Below are 14,438 nucleotides of genomic sequence, written 5' to 3' on the forward strand. Positions count from 1 at the left end.
TCTCCGGAGCGGGAGCTAGACCATGCGCGGTCGAATTCGATCCGGACCCGATCGGGCGGCGGCACGCCGGCCCGCCCCAAGCGTGACATGAGCCTCGGTAAGCGTCTCCTCCGCCAGCCCCCCGTGCAACGCCTCCTCGGCCGTCTCGCGGCGGCCTATCTGCGGCTCGTGCGCCTCACCAACCGCTTCGAGATCCACGCGGGCGAGGCGTCCGCGGGCGCGGCGGACGGGTGGATCGATGCGCGCACGCCGCTGATCCTCGGCATGTGGCACGGCCAGCACATCATGATGCCGCTTCTGCGCCGGCCGGGCGACCGCGTGGCGACGATCATCTCGCGGAACCCGGACGGGAACATCAACACCATCGCGCTGGAGCGCTTCGGCGTCCGCGTGATGCGCGCCTCCGGCGCCCGCGGCCGCGGCCGCGCCACCGATCAGCGCGCCAAGGGCGGCGCGGAGGGCTTGCGGGCGATGCTGCGGGCGCTGAAGGCCGGCGAATCCGTGGCCTTCAGCGCCGACGTGCCGAAGGTTTCCCGCCGGTGCGATGCCGGGATTCTCACCCTCGCGCGCTTCTCCGGCCGGCCGATCGTCCCGGCGGCCGTGGTGACGAGCCGGCACCTGCGCTTCAGTTCGTGGGACCGGGCCTGCCTCGGGCTGCCCTTCGGCCGCGGCGCGATCGTGCTGGGCGACCCGATCTACGTCCCGCGGGACTGCGAGGGCGAGGCGTTCGAGACGCTCCGCCGCTTCGTCGAGGCCGAGATGAACCGGGTCCACGCCCGTGCCTACGCCCTCGTCGGGCGCTCCGACCGGGCGGCGCTCTACCGCGACCAGATCCCCGAGATCGGGCAGGCGCCGGTGGGAGACCTCGCGTGAGACGCCCCTCCGTGACCCTGCCACTGCAGGCCTACCGGGCCGGCCTGCGCATCGGCGAGCCGGCGCTGACGGGCCTGCTCGCGTGGCGCGCGCAGCGCGGCAAGGAGGATCCGCGCCGGCTCCCGGAGCGGCGGGGCCTGCCGGGCCGGGCCCGGCCGGTCGGACCGCTCGCCTGGATGCACGGCGCCAGCGTCGGCGAAGCCCTGTCGCTGATCGGGCTCGTCGAGGGCATGATCGCCCGCGGCTTCTCGGTCCTCGTCACCACCGGCACGCGCGCGGCCGCCGAGCTGGTCGGCGTCCGGCTGCCCCCGGGCGCGGTGCATCAGTACATGCCCCTGGACGCGCCGCGCTGGGTCGGACGGTTCCTCGACCACTGGCAGCCGGACCTCGCGGTGATCGCCGAGTCGGAGATCTGGCCGAACACGATCCTGGCGCTCGACGAGCGCGAGATCCCGCTGATCCTGGTCAACGGGCGCATGTCGGAGCGCTCGTTCCGGGGCTGGGAGCGCTGCCCGCGCACCGCGAAGGCGCTCCTGGCGCGGATCGCAATCTGCCTCACGCAGACCCAGGAGGACGGCGAGCGCTTCGCCAAGCTCGGCGCGCCGCGGGTGAGCATCGCCGGCAACCTGAAATTCGACGCCTCGGTGCCGCCGGCCGACGCGCAGCAGCTCGCCTATCTGGGAGCCATGGTGGCCGGCCGGCCGGTCTGGGTCGCGGCGAGCACGCATTCCGGCGAGGAGGCCATGGTCGCCTACGCGCACGCTATGCTGAAGGCACAGTTCCCCCAGCTCCTGACCATCATCGCCCCGCGCCACCCGGCCCGGGGGGGCGAGGCCGTCGCCTGCGCGAACGCCGTCGGCCTGCGCAGCGCGCAGCGGTCCGCCGGCGGGCGGCCCCATCCCTCGACCGAGGTCTACGTCGCCGACACGATCGGCGAGCTGGGGCTGTTCTACCGCCTCAGCCCCCTGGTGTTCCTCGGCGGCTCCCTGGTTCCGCGGGGCGGCCAGAACCCGATCGAGCCGCTGCGTCTCGAATCGGCGGTGCTGCACGGGCCGCACACCGAGAATTTCGGCGTGATCTACCACGCCCTCGACCGCGCCGGCGGCGCCATGCCGGTGCGCGACGGCGTCGAGCTGGCGGCGGTCGCCGCCGAGCTCCTCGGCGACCGGGAGCGCCTCGCCGACATGGCCCGCGCCGGGCAGCGTGCCCTGGAGCCGTTCGAGGGGGCGGTGGCGCGCACGCTCGCGGTCCTCGACCCGTTCGTGGCGCAGATGAAGCTCCAGCGCCTCGATCGCGGCAGCCCCGCGCGCCCGCTCGCGCGGGCCTGATGCGACCGCCGGCCTTCTGGGCCGCGGGGCCGGATCACCCGGCCGCGCGCGCGCTGGCGCCGGTCGGCGCGGCCTACGGGGCGCTCGCGGCGCGGCGGATGGACCGCCCCGGCGCGCGGGCCTGCTGCCCGGTCCTGTGCCTGGGCAACTTCACCCTCGGCGGTGCCGGCAAGACGCCGGCCGCCCTGGCGGTCGCGGGCCTCGTCGCCGAACTCGGCGCCGCGCCGGCCTTCCTGTCGCGCGGCTACGGCGGCCGGCTCGCGGGTCCGGTGCGGGTCGATCCCGCGCACCACGCCGCCGCCGATGTCGGCGACGAGCCGCTGCTCCTCGCCCGCATCGCGCCCGCGATCGTCGCCCGCGACCGCCCGGCCGGGGCCGCCCTGTGCCGGAGCCTCGGCGCCGACGTCGTCGTGATGGATGATGGCCTCCAGAACCCGAGCCTCGCCAAGGACCTCAGCCTCGCGGTGGTCGACGGCCCCGCCGGCCTCGGCAACGGCCTGCCGTTCCCGGCGGGGCCGCTGCGCGCGCCGCTCGCCCGGCAGTGGCCGCATGTCGGCGGCCTGATCGTGATCGGCGACGGGGCCGGGGGCGCCGCGGTCGCCCGGGCGGCCGCGCGGCGCGACCTGCCCGTCCACCGGGCGCGCCTTGTCCCGGAGACGGACGACCTGGCCGGCCGCCGCTGCCTCGCCTTCGCGGGGATCGGCCGCCCGGAGAAGTTCTTCGCGACCCTGGCCGAGACGGGGGCGGTGATCGTCGGGACGCGCCCCTACCCCGACCATCATCCCTACCGGGCGCGCGAGCTGGCGGCGCTTTCCGAGGCGGCCCGGCGCCTCGACGCCGCGCTCGTCACCACCGAGAAGGACACGGTGCGCCTGCCGCCGGCCTTCGCGGCGGGCGTGCGGATCCTGCGCGTCCGCCTCGCGCTCGACGACGCGGAGGCCTTGCGCCGGCAGATCCGCGGCGCGCTCTCCGCACCGTGACCGTCGGGGGCGACCGTCAGGGGCGGCCGGTTTCCTTGAGCCGCCTGAGGATCGCCTCGGGGGAGACGTAGGCCTCCTGGCGGGCGGCGCTCCAGTAGCGCAGGGCGTCCAGCGGGATCGGCTCGCCGGTCACCGCGCAGCGCACGAAGCTGCCGGGCTTGACCACCCGCATGGTGCCGTCGCCGTACTCGACGACCGCCTCGCCGTTGTTCGCGCGCTCGTAACGACCCAGCACGTCCGCCTCCTGCTCGATGGTGCCTTCTACACGATCCGCGCGCGCCGCGATGCCCGCGGGGCTCAGGTCAGCATCGACGGGGTCTCATCCCGCGCCAGCATGGTCCGGGCCGTGGCCGCGTCGACATGCATCCGCTCGACCAGCGCCTCGGCGCTGGCGAACCGCTCCTCGCCGCGGATGTACCCGACGAACTCCACGGCGATGTCCTGCCCGTAGAGATCGCCGGAGAAGTCGAACAGGTAGGTCTCCAGCAACGGTGCGCCGTCGTCGAAGGTCGGGCGGCGGCCGTAGCTCGCCACGCCGTCGCGGAACGCGCCCGAGGCCAGGCGGACCCGCACCGCGTAGATGCCGTGCGCGAGCCCGCAATCGGGCAGCATCACGTTTGCGGTGGGGAAACCCAGTTGGCGGCCCCGCTTGTCGCCGTGGCGGACCGCGCCGAGGACGAACCAGCGGTAGCCGAGCAGCGCGTTGGCGCGGGCGACGTCGCCGGCCGCGAGGGCCGCGCGGATCGCGCTGGAGGAGACCGGCTCGGTCTCGCCGCCGAGGGCGACCGGCGCCACGATGTGGCAGCTCATCCCCGCTTCCCGGCAGAGGTCGGCCAGGATCGCGGGCGTGCCCTCGCGGCCGCGGCCGAAGTGGAAATCGTGTCCGACGACCACGCCGGACAGGCCCAGCGACCGCTTCAGGAAGTCGAGCACGAAGGCGCGGGCGCCGGTCTCCGCCAGAGCCCCGTCGAAGCGGCGCACGATCAGCCCGTCGAGGCCGAGATGCGCGAATACGATCTCCTTGGCGGCGAGGCCGGTCAGCCGGAACATCGGCGCGTCCGGCGTGAAGTAGGCCCGCGGGTGCGGCTCGAAGGTCAGGATTGCGGACGGCCGGCCGGCCGCGCGGGCGGCGTCGCGCACGCTGTCGACGAGCATCCGGTGCCCGAGATGGACGCCGTCGAAGTTGCCGATCGCCGCCACGGCCCCGGCCAGGGCCGGCGGGACGGGGGCGTCGGCGCGGCAGATCGTGAAGGGTCGCGCGGCCGTGTCGTCGCCTGTGGCCATCGGTTCGGGTCGAGTGCTCGGAAGAGTCGGATAGGGTCGCCTGACATGTCCGCGAGGGGCCCGACGCGGCCGGACCCTGCCGAAAGGCGCCCGGAGGGTCAAGCGAGGCGACGCCGCGCGGGCGGCCATGCGTCGCCCGCGCCGATTAACGGCTTCGCAATGCGCATGCCCTATTTGAAATGCTGTGCAGCGCAGCTAAATTGCAGCGTTAGCGAAGCGTTAATCTATCCGGGAGCCGCCGCGGCTTCCCGCCGGGCAATACGGAGCAGTTGTTCGATGGCTCTCGACCTGAGCATGCCGATCCTCGTTGTCGACGATTACCAGACGATGGTCCGCATTATTCGCAATCTACTGAAGCAGCTCGGCTTCGAGGAGGTCGACGACGCTTCCGACGGGACCGAGGCGCTCGCACGACTGAAGGGTCGCAAGTACGGGCTGGTCATCTCCGACTGGAACATGGAGCCGATGACCGGATACGAGCTGCTCCGTCACGTGCGCGCCGACGAAAATCTTCGCACGACGCCGTTCATCATGGTGACGGCCGAATCGAAGACCGAGAACGTGATCGCGGCCAAGAAGGCCGGCGTGAACAACTACATCGTCAAGCCCTTCAACGCGGCCACGCTGAAGTCGAAGATCGAGGCGGTCTGCGGCAGCTGACCGGCCTCCTGTCTTCGACCACCGCGCGTCCGGACGGATCGCTCCCGCGCCGCCGGACGCCGAGACGTGGCGTGGCCGGCGAGGACGGCCACAGATCCGAGGAGGAGAGCATGTCGTCAGCCGCCGCACGGCAGACCGATCTGCGGCTTCGCGAGCCGCAGACCGTGATCTCCGAGCTGATCGAGATCGCGGATTACATCGCCCATCTCCGCGAGGAGATCGGGGCGCTGCGCGCGAACGAGATGAGTCGCGACCGGATCCCCATGGCGCACGAGGAGCTCGGCAGCGTCGTGGAGGCGACCGCCGGCGCCACCAACACCATCATGGAGGCTGCCGAGGCGATGCTCGGCCTGCCCGACGGGCCGGGCTACCGCGACGCGGTCGAGGAGCGCATCAACACGATCTTCGAGGCCTGCGCGTTCCAGGACATCACCGGCCAGCGGATCGCCAAGGTGGTCGAATCGCTGCGCCTGTTCGAGCAGCGCCTCGCCCGCTTCGTCGGCGCCGTGAAGGCCCGCGACGCGGCCTCCATGGATCCCGCCGAGCGTGCCCGGCGGACCCGGGCCGAGGACCTCATGCTGAACGGCCCGCAGGCCGTGGACGCCACGCCCTCCCAGGACGACATCGACGCGCTGTTCGCCTGACGCGATCCGGGCCGGCGGGGGACCGGTTGTCTGAGGAAGGATCGCCGACGCGACGGTCGACTCGGCGTCGGCCTGCCGGCTAGATCGCCTTCCGGACCCGCCGCATGCGGGGCGGGCGGAGGCCGCGGCAGAGATGACGGCGCAGTTCTGGTCCGAGCTGACCACCGAAGACTTCACCCAACGCGACATGGATCGCGCGATCGCCGTCCTGCCGGTGGCCGCCGTCGAGCAGCACGGTCCCCACCTCCCCCTCGCGACCGACACCGTGATCGCCGAGGGCTACCTCGCCCGGGTGCGCGACGGCGTGCCGGCGGATCTCGACGTGCTGCTGCTGCCGGTCCAGCCGGTGGGCAAGTCCGACGAGCACGACGCGTTTCCCGGCACGCTGTCCCTGGAGACCGGGACGGCGCTGTCCGCCTGGACGGGCATCGGCGCGGCCGTCCACCGCGCCGGCTGCCGCAAGCTGGTGATCGTCACGAGCCACGGCGGCAACAGCGCGCTCATCGATCTCGTGGCGGGCGAGCTGCGCGCCCGGTTCGGCATGGTCGCGGTCACGACATCCTGGGCGCGGCTCGGCTATCCCGAGGGTCTGTTCCCTGCGGACGAGATCGCCCACGGCATCCACGCCGGCGGCATCGAGACGGCGCTGATGCTGGCCCTGCGGCCGGACCTCGTCCGGACCGACCGGGTCGCGGATTTCCCGCCGCGCACGCTGTCGATGATCCGCGACTTCACCCACCTGCGCGCCGGCCGCCCCGCCGCCTTCGCGTGGAAGGCCGGCGATCTCCAGGCTTCGGGCGCCATGGGCAACGCGCGGCTCGGCACGGCCGAGGCGGGCCGCGCGGCGCTCGACCACGGCGCCCGGGCCTTCGTCGCCCTGCTGCGCGACGTCGACGCCTTCGAGCTCGCGCCGCCGGTGTAACCGCCGCCGCGCCGCCGCCGAAGGAGCCGGTACGCCGGGTCCGAACCGCCGGCGTGCGGGAGTTCCGGCCATGCGCCCTGCCCTCTTGATCGCCGCCGCCCTGCTGTGCGGCAGCCTCTACCCGGCCGACGCGGCGGAGCGCCCCGTCGTCGTCGAGCTGTTCACCTCGCAGAGCTGCTCCTCCTGCCCGCCCGCGGAGGCGCTGATCGGCCGCCTCGCCCGCGAGCCGGCGGGGGCGCAGGGCGATGTCCTGCCGCTCGCGTTCCACGTCACCTACTGGAACCATCTCGACTGGCGCGATCGCTACGCCCTGTCGGCCGCCACCGCCCGCCAGGAGGCCTACGCGGCCCGTCTCGGCGGACCCACCTACACGCCGCAGGCGGTGATCGACGGGCAGGTCGGGCTGGTCGGCTCCGACGAGGCCGGCCTGCGCGCCGCGATCGCGCGCGCCCGGCAGGCCGGGCCCGGCATTCCCGTGACGCTGGCCCGCGACGGCGAGCAGGTCGTCGCGCAGATCGGTGCCGGGGCCGGCGGCGGCGCGGGCCGCGTCCTCCTGATCGGGTACGATCCGAGCCACACCACCCGCGTGCTGCGCGGCGAGAATGCCGGGCGCACCATCGAGCAGGCCAACATCGTCCGGTCGGTGCGCGACCTCGGGTGCTGGTCCGGCTCCGCCGCGACCTTCGCGTCGGCGCGTCCCGACGGAGAGACGGCGGCCCTGCTGCTCCAGTCCGAGGATGGGCGGATCCTGGGCGCCGCACGCCTCGCCGCGTCTCCCGCAACGTCGCCCGCCGCGACGGTCCGGGAGGCCGTGCGATGATCCTCGCCGTCCCGGGCGGGATGCCCGCGCGCGGCTGGGTGCTGGCGTCGGGATCGGACCGTGGGGTAGACACGCCGCGTGCCGGGGGACGGAACGACGGCGGAGCCCGGATGGCGCTCGAACAGGAACTGGCGACCCTGATGGCGGCGGCCCAGGGCGGCGACGCGGCCGCCTATCGCGCGCTGCTGAAGGCCTGTCTGCCCGTGGTCTCGGCGATCGCGCGGGCGCAGGGCGTGCGCGGCGAGGCGGTGGACGACGTCGTGCAGGACGCGCTGATGACCGTCCACCGGGCTCGGGCGAGCTACGATCCGGCCCGGCCGTTCCTGCCCTGGCTGCGCGCCATCACCCAGCGGCGGGCGATCGACCGGCTGCGCCGCGCCGGGCGGCGCCCGCGGGAGGTCAACGACCCGCTGGCCTACGAGGCGGAGGTCGATCCGGGGCCGGCCCCCGGCCACGGGCTGGAGGCGCGGGACCGGGCCGCCGCCCTGGCCAGGGCGGTGGCGGCCCTGCCCGACGGCCAGCGGCAGGCGGTCGAGCACCTGGGCCTGCGCGAGCTGTCGCTCGACGAGACCGCCGCCCTTACCGGCCGCAGCAAGGGGGCCCTCAAGGTGAACCTGCACCGGGCGCTGAAGGCGCTCCGGGCCAGCCTGACGCAGGAGCGGGAGTGATGCCCGGAGAGGGGAGCAACTGGGCCGGCGGCGACCTGTCCCGCCACGAGCGGCTCGTCGAGGAGCTCGCCGGCGGGCTCGAACCCGTGCGGCCGCTGCCGGCCCCGGAGGCACGCGCGGCCCTCTGGCTCGGCGCGACGCTAGTGATCGGCGTGGTCCTCGCCGCCTGGATCGGGACCGGCGGCTTCATGCTGCGCATGCACGTGCCGGATCTGGCCTTCGCGGCTTTGGGCGCGGTGCTGACGGCGATCACGGCCGCCTACGCGGCCTTCGCCACCAGCGTGCCTGGACGGTCCGGCCGCTGGGCGCTGCTGCCGCTGCCGCCCCTCGCCCTCTGGGTCGGGGCGAGCGGCCTGGGCTGCCTGCGCGACTGGATCGCGCCGGGGGCCGACCTGCCCGGCGAGCACGCGATCACGGGCTGCTTCAGCTTCCTGATCTGCGTCTCGGTGCCGCTGTCCCTGCTGATCGTCGTGATGCTGCGGCGCGCCTGCCCGCTGCGGCCGAACCTCACGGCCGCCCTCGGGGGGCTGGCGGTGGCGGCGGCGGCGGCGGCGCTGCTGATGCCGGTCCACCCGCACGACGCCACCGCCACGGACCTGCTGTTCCACGCGGCGGCGGTCGCCATCGTGATCGCGGCGAACGGATTGGCCGGAGGCCGGCTGCTCGGCCGGCACGCCGGGGCCGGCTAGGGCGTACCGACCGAGGCTCGCGAACTCGGCCGATCGCTCGAGGGAACGTCCGGTGCGGTCGCTTCACACCGCGCCGGGATCGAGGCCCGGCCAAGCCACGATCCGGTCCGGCAACTCGTCCTCCGAGAATTCCTCCTCGTTGCCGGCGAGCCGGCCGCGGACCGAGATGCCCGCCTCGTGCACGCTCGCGGCCCGGCCGGAGACCAGGGGGTGCCACGGGTAGAGCGGCTGCCCGTCGCGCACGAGCCGGTACGCGCAGGTCGGCGGCAGCCAGGCGATCGACCGCACCGCCTCCGGCGTCAGGCGCACGCAGTCGGGCACCCGCTTCTGCCGCCGCGCGTAGTCGCGGCACCGGCAGGTGAGGCCGTCGAGCAGGGTGCACCCGATATCGGTGTGGTGGACCTCGCCGGTATCCTCGTCCTCGAGCTTCATCAGGCAGCACCGGCCGCAGCCGTCGCACAGGCTCTCCCACTCGGACGGGGTCATGGCTTCGAGCGTCTTGGTCCGCCAGAACGGCTCGACCGCCCCGCGGCGCGGCGCCTCGGGCTTGGGCATCGGGAAAGTCTCTCGGATGGGAAGCCGCCTCTCTGCCCGAGGCGCGGCACCGCTGCAAGCGTGGCAGCCGAGTGTCGCCGACGGCCGCCCTGCGATTGCCATGCGACCGGATCGCCCCGTCGTGCGTTATGGCCAAGCTCGTCCGCGGCGAATCACGAGACTGCGCAGAGCCTCGCCGCCGGTTCCGGATCCTGCTATGGACGTCGGATGCCGTGCGGTGGCGCCGGCGCAGGGTTCGTGTCCGCGGCGCGGGCGCCCGACCATCCGCCGCCAGGATCCGCCGCAGAGGCGCTCGACAAGCCGGGTTCGACATCGTGCGCCTGCCGACGTTCACCGAGATCAAGGTCCGCCTCGAACGCGCCGCCCTCGCCTTCGACGCCTGGGTCAACGCGAGCCTGTACGACGGCGGCCAGTCCACGGGTCAGGCCTACGAGCGCTTCCAGCGCGTCATGAGCCGCTTCGCGGTGCGCGGCTGGAAGCGCGTCGCCCTCGACCTGACGAGCGAGGGAGTGACGATCGGGACCGGCGGCGCCATCCTGATGCTCGCGCTGGCGCAGCCGGCCTTCCAGCTCACCAGCGAGAACTGGCTGAAGCAGCAGGATCTGGCCGTCACCTTCCTCGACCGCTACGGCACCGAGGTCGGGCGGCGCGGCATCAAGCACGACGACTCGCTGAAGCTCGACGACTTTCCCGACATCATGATCAAGGCGCTGGTCTCCACCGAGGACCGGCGCTTCTACGAGCACTGGGGAATCGACCCGATCGGCACGCTGCGGGCGCTGGTGAACAATTCCCGCGGCGGCAGCGGGACGCAGGGCGGGTCCTCGATCACCCAGCAGCTCGCCAAGAACCTGTTCCTGACGAACGAGCGCTCCCTGGAGCGGAAGGTCAACGAGGCGTTCCTGGCCCTGTGGCTCGAGAGCCATCTCACCAAGAACGAGATCCTGAAGCTCTACCTCGACCGCGCCTACATGGGCGGCGGCACCTTCGGCGCGGTGGCGGCGGCGGACTACTATTTCGGCAAGCCGCTCAAGGACATCAGCCTCGCCGAGGCCGCCATGCTTGCGGGCCTGTTCAAGGCGCCGACCAAGTACGCCCCGCACGTCAACCTGCCGGCGGCGCGCGCGCGGGCGGCGGACGTGCTGCACAACATGGTGGAGGCGGGCTTCGTCACCGAGGGCCAGATCCAGACGGCGCTCCGCAACCCGGCGACGCCGGTGACCCGCACCCGCGACATCACCGCCGACTACTACCTCGACTGGGCCTTCGGCGAGATCAAGGCGATGGCCGACGCGGGCAAGCTGCGCAACGACCGCGTGCTGACCGTGAAGACGCCGCTGGACCTCGCGATCCAGAAGCGGGCCGACGAGGCGGTGGCCGACATCCTGCGCAAATCCGGCGACGCCTACGACGTGGACGAGGCCGCCATGGTGATCCTCGATCCCGACGGGGCGCTGCGCGCCATGGTGGGCGGCGCGGATTACGGCGAGAGCCAGTTCAACCGCGCCACCGACGCGCTGCGCCAGCCCGGCTCCTCGTTCAAGCCCTACGTCTACTCGGCCGCGCTCGCCTCCGGGCTGTTCAAGCCCGACACGACGGTGGTCGACAGCCCCGTCTGCATCGGCAACTGGTGCCCGCAGAATTACGGCCGGTCCTATGCCGGACGGGTGCCGATGTGGCTCGCGGTGGCGAAGTCGATCAACACGATCCCGATCAAGATCTCGATCTCGCTGGGCAAGGCCATGGGCATCTCCCACGAGGCCAAGGCCGCCAAGGCGGGCCGCGCGAAGATCACGGAACTCGCCCACAAGATGGGCATCACCTCGAACCTGATCGACACGGTCTCGATGCCGATCGGCTCGGACGAGGTGACGGTCATCGACCAGGCGGCGGGCTACGCGGTGTTCGCCAACGGCGGCTTCCGCGCCAAGCCCTACGCGGCCATCGAGGTGAAGAACTCGTCCGGCGAGGTGATCTACCGCCACGCCGACGAGGCGCCCGAGCGGGTTCTCTCGCCCCAGGTCGTGGCGGACATGAACTTCATGCTCAACAAGGTGGTCGAGGAGGGCACCGGCAAGCGGGCCCAGCTCGAGGGCGTGAAGGTGGCGGGCAAGTCCGGCACGACGAACGCCTACCGGGACGCGTGGTTCGTCGGCTACACCGGCAATTACGTCGGCGCCGTCTGGTTCGGCAACGACGACCACACCTCGACCAACAAGCTCACCGGCGGCTCCCTCCCGGCCCAGCTCTGGCACGACGTCATGGAGCCGGCCCACCAGGGCATCGAGATCAAGGGCCTGCCCGGCCTGAAGGAGAGCCCGCGCGCCGCCCAGCAGCAGGCCTCCGGCGGCCCGACCGCGCCGACCGATCCCAATGCCAGCGCCTACGGCAAGCTCTCGCGCCGCTCCTTCGAGGTGATCAGCGGCCTGAACGGCCTGTTCCGCACCGTCGAGCGCGCGCCCGGCTCGGCCGCGGACGCGCCTGCCGGCGCCGGAAGCGTGCCGAAGACCGGCCGGAAGCCCGGCGATCGGGCGGCGGCGCCGCCGTCGGGTCAGCTGCGCGAGGTCGCCGAGGGCGCCCGCCCGGTCGGCGGCTTCACCGAGGTGCGGTGAGCGCATGAAGCTCACGATCCCCGAGGCGCTCGGCCGGACCTCCGTGTTCGCCGGCGCCCCACGCAACGGCGCTGCGCGCTTCGTCCTGCGCCTCTGGCGCAAGAGCTCGATCGCCGGCCTCGCCGCCTACACCCTGGCGCTGGGCGCCGTCCTGGGACTCGCCAGCGCCGACTGGGCCACGAGCGGCGGCTACCCGTTCGGCGGCGTGCAGGTCGGAGCCTGGACCGCGTGGCCGCGGGCCGGCGCGGCGAATGCCGATCCCTACACCCGCGCCGTCAACGCGCGTCGCGGCGAGATCCCTCTGGCGGTCGGTGAGGGCCTGCTTCTGACCGCGGCGGTCGACGATTCCGGTCAGGCGCTCGACGCGACCTGCACGTACCGGATCGGCGGCGCGACGCCGCCCGCCCGCGCCTGGACCGTCACGGTCGCCGGGCGCGGCGCGCGCGAACCCGGCCGCGCGCCGCTGCGCGAGGGCTTCACCTCCACGGAAGTGCTGCGCACGGCCGACGGGCGCTTCACGATCACGCTCGCGCCGGATGTCCAGCCGGGCAACTGGCTCCCGAGCCCGCGGGCGAGCGGGCCGGTCCGCCTCGCCCTGCGCCTGTACGATACGCCGGTCGCCGCCAGCGTCGGGTCCCTCGACCGAAGTGCCGTGCCGGCCATCACCCGCGTGGGGTGCGCCCCGTGAGCCTGCGCTTCGTCTACGCCACGCTGATCGGCCTCGTGCTCGCCGGGATCGTCCACATCGCGGCGGTCCTGGCGATCCCCGCCCTGTCGGATGCCGACGCGGTCTCGCGCGCCCGCACCAGCGAGAACCTGGACCATCCGCAATCGATCTACGCGGTCGCGACCGGCGACGACCCCTCCCCGCCCGAGGCGTGGCTGCCGATCCCGGATCCGGCGGTCGCCGTGGGCGTCTGCGCCTACAACCTCGCGGACGGGCCCATGCGCGTCTCGGCCCGCACCGGTCCGCTGTCGCTCTCGCTCGCCGCGCATGCCCGCCGCGGGGCGTTCTACGCGGTGACCGATCAGGCCGCGGTCCGCGGGGCCCTGGATCTCGTGATCCTGACCCGGGCGCAGTACGACGAGGCGCTGGCCGACGACGACGAGAACGATCCGAGCCGCGACGTGCGCATCGTCGCGCCCGACGCGCGCGGCTTCGTGGTGGTGCGGGTGATCGCCGGTCTCCCGAGCCAGAGGCCCGCCGCCAACGCCGCCGTCCAGGCCGTCTCCTGCACCACCGACACGCCGACGGACGATGCGTCCGCGGGCAAGGACACGCCCGGCAAGGACGCGTCGGGCAAGGATGCGTCGGGCAAGGGAGCGGGACGCTGAGCGAGGACGCCGCACGGGTCCGCGGCGCCGGTCGGCCGGTGCTGAGCCCCCGCGGCCCCGCGTTCTCCCGGATGACGGCGCCGGCCCCGCCGACGCGATGACCGCAGCCGCCGCGACGATGCCGTCCTCGGCCGCCGGGATCACGCGATCCGCCCTCGATCTGATCGGCAACACGCCGCTCGTCGCCCTCGACCGCGTCCATCCCGGTCCGGGCCGCATCCTCGCGAAGGCCGAGTTCATGCAGCCCGGCGGCAGCGTCAAGGACCGCGCCGCCCGCGCCATCCTGCTGGCCGCGCGCGCGGACGGCCGCCTCGCCGCGGGGGCGCCCGTGGTGGAGATGACCAGCGGCAACATGGGGGCCGGCCTCGCGGTGGCCTGCGCGGCCCTGGGGCACCCGCTCGTGGTCACGATGTCGGCCGGGAACAGTCTCCAGCGCGTGCGGATGCTCGAGGCGCTCGGTGCCGAGGTCGTGCGGGTGCCGCAGGTGGACGGCGTCCCGAGGCAGGTCACCGGCGCCGACGTGCGGGCGGCCGCGGACGCGGCGGAGCGCGTCGCGACCGAGCGGGGCGGCTTCTACATCGACCAGTTCCATGCGCCGGAGGGTCTGCGCGCGCATCGCGAGACGACCGGACCGGAGATCTGGGCGCAATCGTCCGGCCGGGTCGATGCCTGGGTGGCGGCCGTGGGCACGGGCGCGACCTTCCTCGGCGTGGCCGCGGCCCTGCGCGCGCGCAACCCGTCCCTGATCTGCGCCGCGGTCGAGCCGGCGGGCTGTCAGCCCCTCGGCGGATTGCCGGTCACGAAGCACCGGCACCTGATCCAGGGCACCGGCTACGGCAGCGCCCCGCCGCACTGGACGGCCGGCCTGATGGACCTGTCCATCCCGGTGACCGACGCGGCGGCCGAGGAGTGGCGGCGGGCCCTGGCGACGCGGGAGGGCCTGCACGTCGGCTACTCGGCGGCGGCCAACGTCGCGGCGACGGTCGCGCTGCTGTCGTCCGGGCGCCTCCCCAGCGACGCGACCGCCGTGACCGTCCTCTGCGACACCGGACTGAAGTACTAGGGCCG

16 protein-coding genes are annotated in these 14,438 nt (G+C 73.7%); 13 read left to right on the forward strand and 3 right to left on the reverse strand.

All coding sequences use genetic code 11. From position 1 onward, the window contains the following. The first annotated feature begins 87 nt into the window (after positions 1–87). From C4T42_RS15820 to lpxK, 3 genes are read left to right on the forward strand one after another with little or no spacing between them, the layout of a single operon-like run. Positions 88–873: a lysophospholipid acyltransferase family protein gene (locus tag C4T42_RS15820; RefSeq protein WP_100252698.1), complete on the forward strand. Its 786-nt coding sequence runs from the start codon at positions 88–90 to the stop codon at positions 871–873. Next, complete coding sequence (locus tag C4T42_RS15825; RefSeq protein ID WP_103985395.1) at positions 870–2,201, forward strand: 3-deoxy-D-manno-octulosonic acid transferase; 1,332 nt, start codon at positions 870–872, stop codon at positions 2,199–2,201. Before C4T42_RS15820 ends, C4T42_RS15825 begins: the two co-directional genes overlap by 4 nt. Beyond that, positions 2,201–3,181 carry a tetraacyldisaccharide 4'-kinase gene (gene lpxK / locus C4T42_RS15830; protein ID WP_103985396.1) on the forward strand — a complete coding sequence of 327 codons (981 nt, stop codon included), beginning with the start codon at positions 2,201–2,203 and terminating at the stop codon, positions 3,179–3,181. The genes C4T42_RS15825 and lpxK overlap by 1 nt, the downstream gene beginning before the upstream one ends. A gap of 16 nt (positions 3,182–3,197) precedes the next feature. Here the strand turns inward: lpxK and C4T42_RS15835 are convergent, their stop codons facing one another. Continuing rightward, on the reverse strand, positions 3,198–3,416 hold the full coding sequence (locus C4T42_RS15835) for a DUF2093 domain-containing protein (RefSeq protein WP_020093695.1): 219 nt from the start codon (positions 3,414–3,416) through the stop codon (positions 3,198–3,200). 62 nt (positions 3,417–3,478) lie between these two features. After that, the gene (locus C4T42_RS15840; protein WP_103985397.1) at positions 3,479–4,465 is read right to left on the reverse strand and encodes a bifunctional riboflavin kinase/FAD synthetase; all 987 of its coding nucleotides are present in this window, start codon (positions 4,463–4,465) and stop codon (positions 3,479–3,481) included. Positions 4,466–4,741: 276 nt separating this feature from the next. Here C4T42_RS15840 and C4T42_RS15845 point away from each other — a divergent pair, with 276 nt between their 5' ends. From C4T42_RS15845 to C4T42_RS15870, 6 genes are all read left to right on the forward strand, one after another. Next, a complete protein-coding gene (locus C4T42_RS15845) occupies positions 4,742–5,125 on the forward strand; it encodes a response regulator (RefSeq protein WP_012317888.1) in 384 nt (127 codons plus the stop codon). A 110-nt stretch (positions 5,126–5,235) separates the two neighbouring features. After that, on the forward strand, positions 5,236–5,769 hold the full coding sequence (locus tag C4T42_RS15850; RefSeq protein WP_020093693.1) for a protein phosphatase CheZ: 534 nt from the start codon (positions 5,236–5,238) through the stop codon (positions 5,767–5,769). 133 nt (positions 5,770–5,902) lie between these two features. After that, positions 5,903–6,691, forward strand: a complete 789-nt coding sequence (locus tag C4T42_RS15855) for a creatininase family protein (protein ID WP_103985398.1) — start codon at positions 5,903–5,905, stop codon at positions 6,689–6,691. Between the two features lie 70 nt (positions 6,692–6,761). Further along, the gene (locus C4T42_RS15860; RefSeq protein ID WP_103985399.1) at positions 6,762–7,511 is read left to right on the forward strand and encodes a DUF1223 domain-containing protein; all 750 of its coding nucleotides are present in this window, start codon (positions 6,762–6,764) and stop codon (positions 7,509–7,511) included. Between the two features lie 110 nt (positions 7,512–7,621). Continuing rightward, a complete protein-coding gene (locus C4T42_RS15865) occupies positions 7,622–8,179 on the forward strand; it encodes a sigma-70 family RNA polymerase sigma factor (protein WP_020093690.1) in 558 nt (185 codons plus the stop codon). Beyond that, positions 8,179–8,868 carry an NrsF family protein gene (locus C4T42_RS15870; RefSeq protein ID WP_103985400.1) on the forward strand — a complete coding sequence of 230 codons (690 nt, stop codon included), beginning with the start codon at positions 8,179–8,181 and terminating at the stop codon, positions 8,866–8,868. The genes C4T42_RS15865 and C4T42_RS15870 overlap by 1 nt, the downstream gene beginning before the upstream one ends. A gap of 63 nt (positions 8,869–8,931) precedes the next feature. On the opposite strand, the gene C4T42_RS15875 is transcribed toward C4T42_RS15870, so the two are convergent. After that, entirely contained in the window at positions 8,932–9,423 is a 492-nt protein-coding gene (locus C4T42_RS15875; RefSeq protein ID WP_020093688.1) for a YcgN family cysteine cluster protein, read from the reverse strand. 314 nt (positions 9,424–9,737) lie between these two features. On the opposite strand from C4T42_RS15875, the gene C4T42_RS15880 reads away from it, so the two are divergent. The 4 genes from C4T42_RS15880 (at position 9,738) to C4T42_RS15895 (ending at position 14,433) form a co-directional block, all read left to right on the forward strand. After that, positions 9,738–12,035 carry a PBP1A family penicillin-binding protein gene (locus C4T42_RS15880; protein WP_103985401.1) on the forward strand — a complete coding sequence of 766 codons (2,298 nt, stop codon included), beginning with the start codon at positions 9,738–9,740 and terminating at the stop codon, positions 12,033–12,035. A gap of 4 nt (positions 12,036–12,039) precedes the next feature. Then, on the forward strand, positions 12,040–12,723 hold the full coding sequence (locus tag C4T42_RS15885) for a DUF1214 domain-containing protein (RefSeq protein ID WP_020093686.1): 684 nt from the start codon (positions 12,040–12,042) through the stop codon (positions 12,721–12,723). Beyond that, positions 12,711–13,370 (forward strand): hypothetical protein, encoded by a 660-nt coding sequence (locus C4T42_RS15890; RefSeq protein ID WP_103985402.1) that lies wholly within the window; start codon positions 12,711–12,713, stop codon positions 13,368–13,370. Before C4T42_RS15885 ends, C4T42_RS15890 begins: the two co-directional genes overlap by 13 nt. A gap of 97 nt (positions 13,371–13,467) precedes the next feature. Then, the gene (locus C4T42_RS15895) at positions 13,468–14,433 is read left to right on the forward strand and encodes a cysteine synthase family protein (protein WP_103985403.1); all 966 of its coding nucleotides are present in this window, start codon (positions 13,468–13,470) and stop codon (positions 14,431–14,433) included. Positions 14,434–14,438: the final 5 nt, after the last annotated feature.

The organism is Methylobacterium sp. 190mf, assembly GCF_900107945.1.
In the GTDB taxonomy this organism is placed as follows: domain Bacteria; phylum Pseudomonadota; class Alphaproteobacteria; order Rhizobiales; family Beijerinckiaceae; genus Methylobacterium.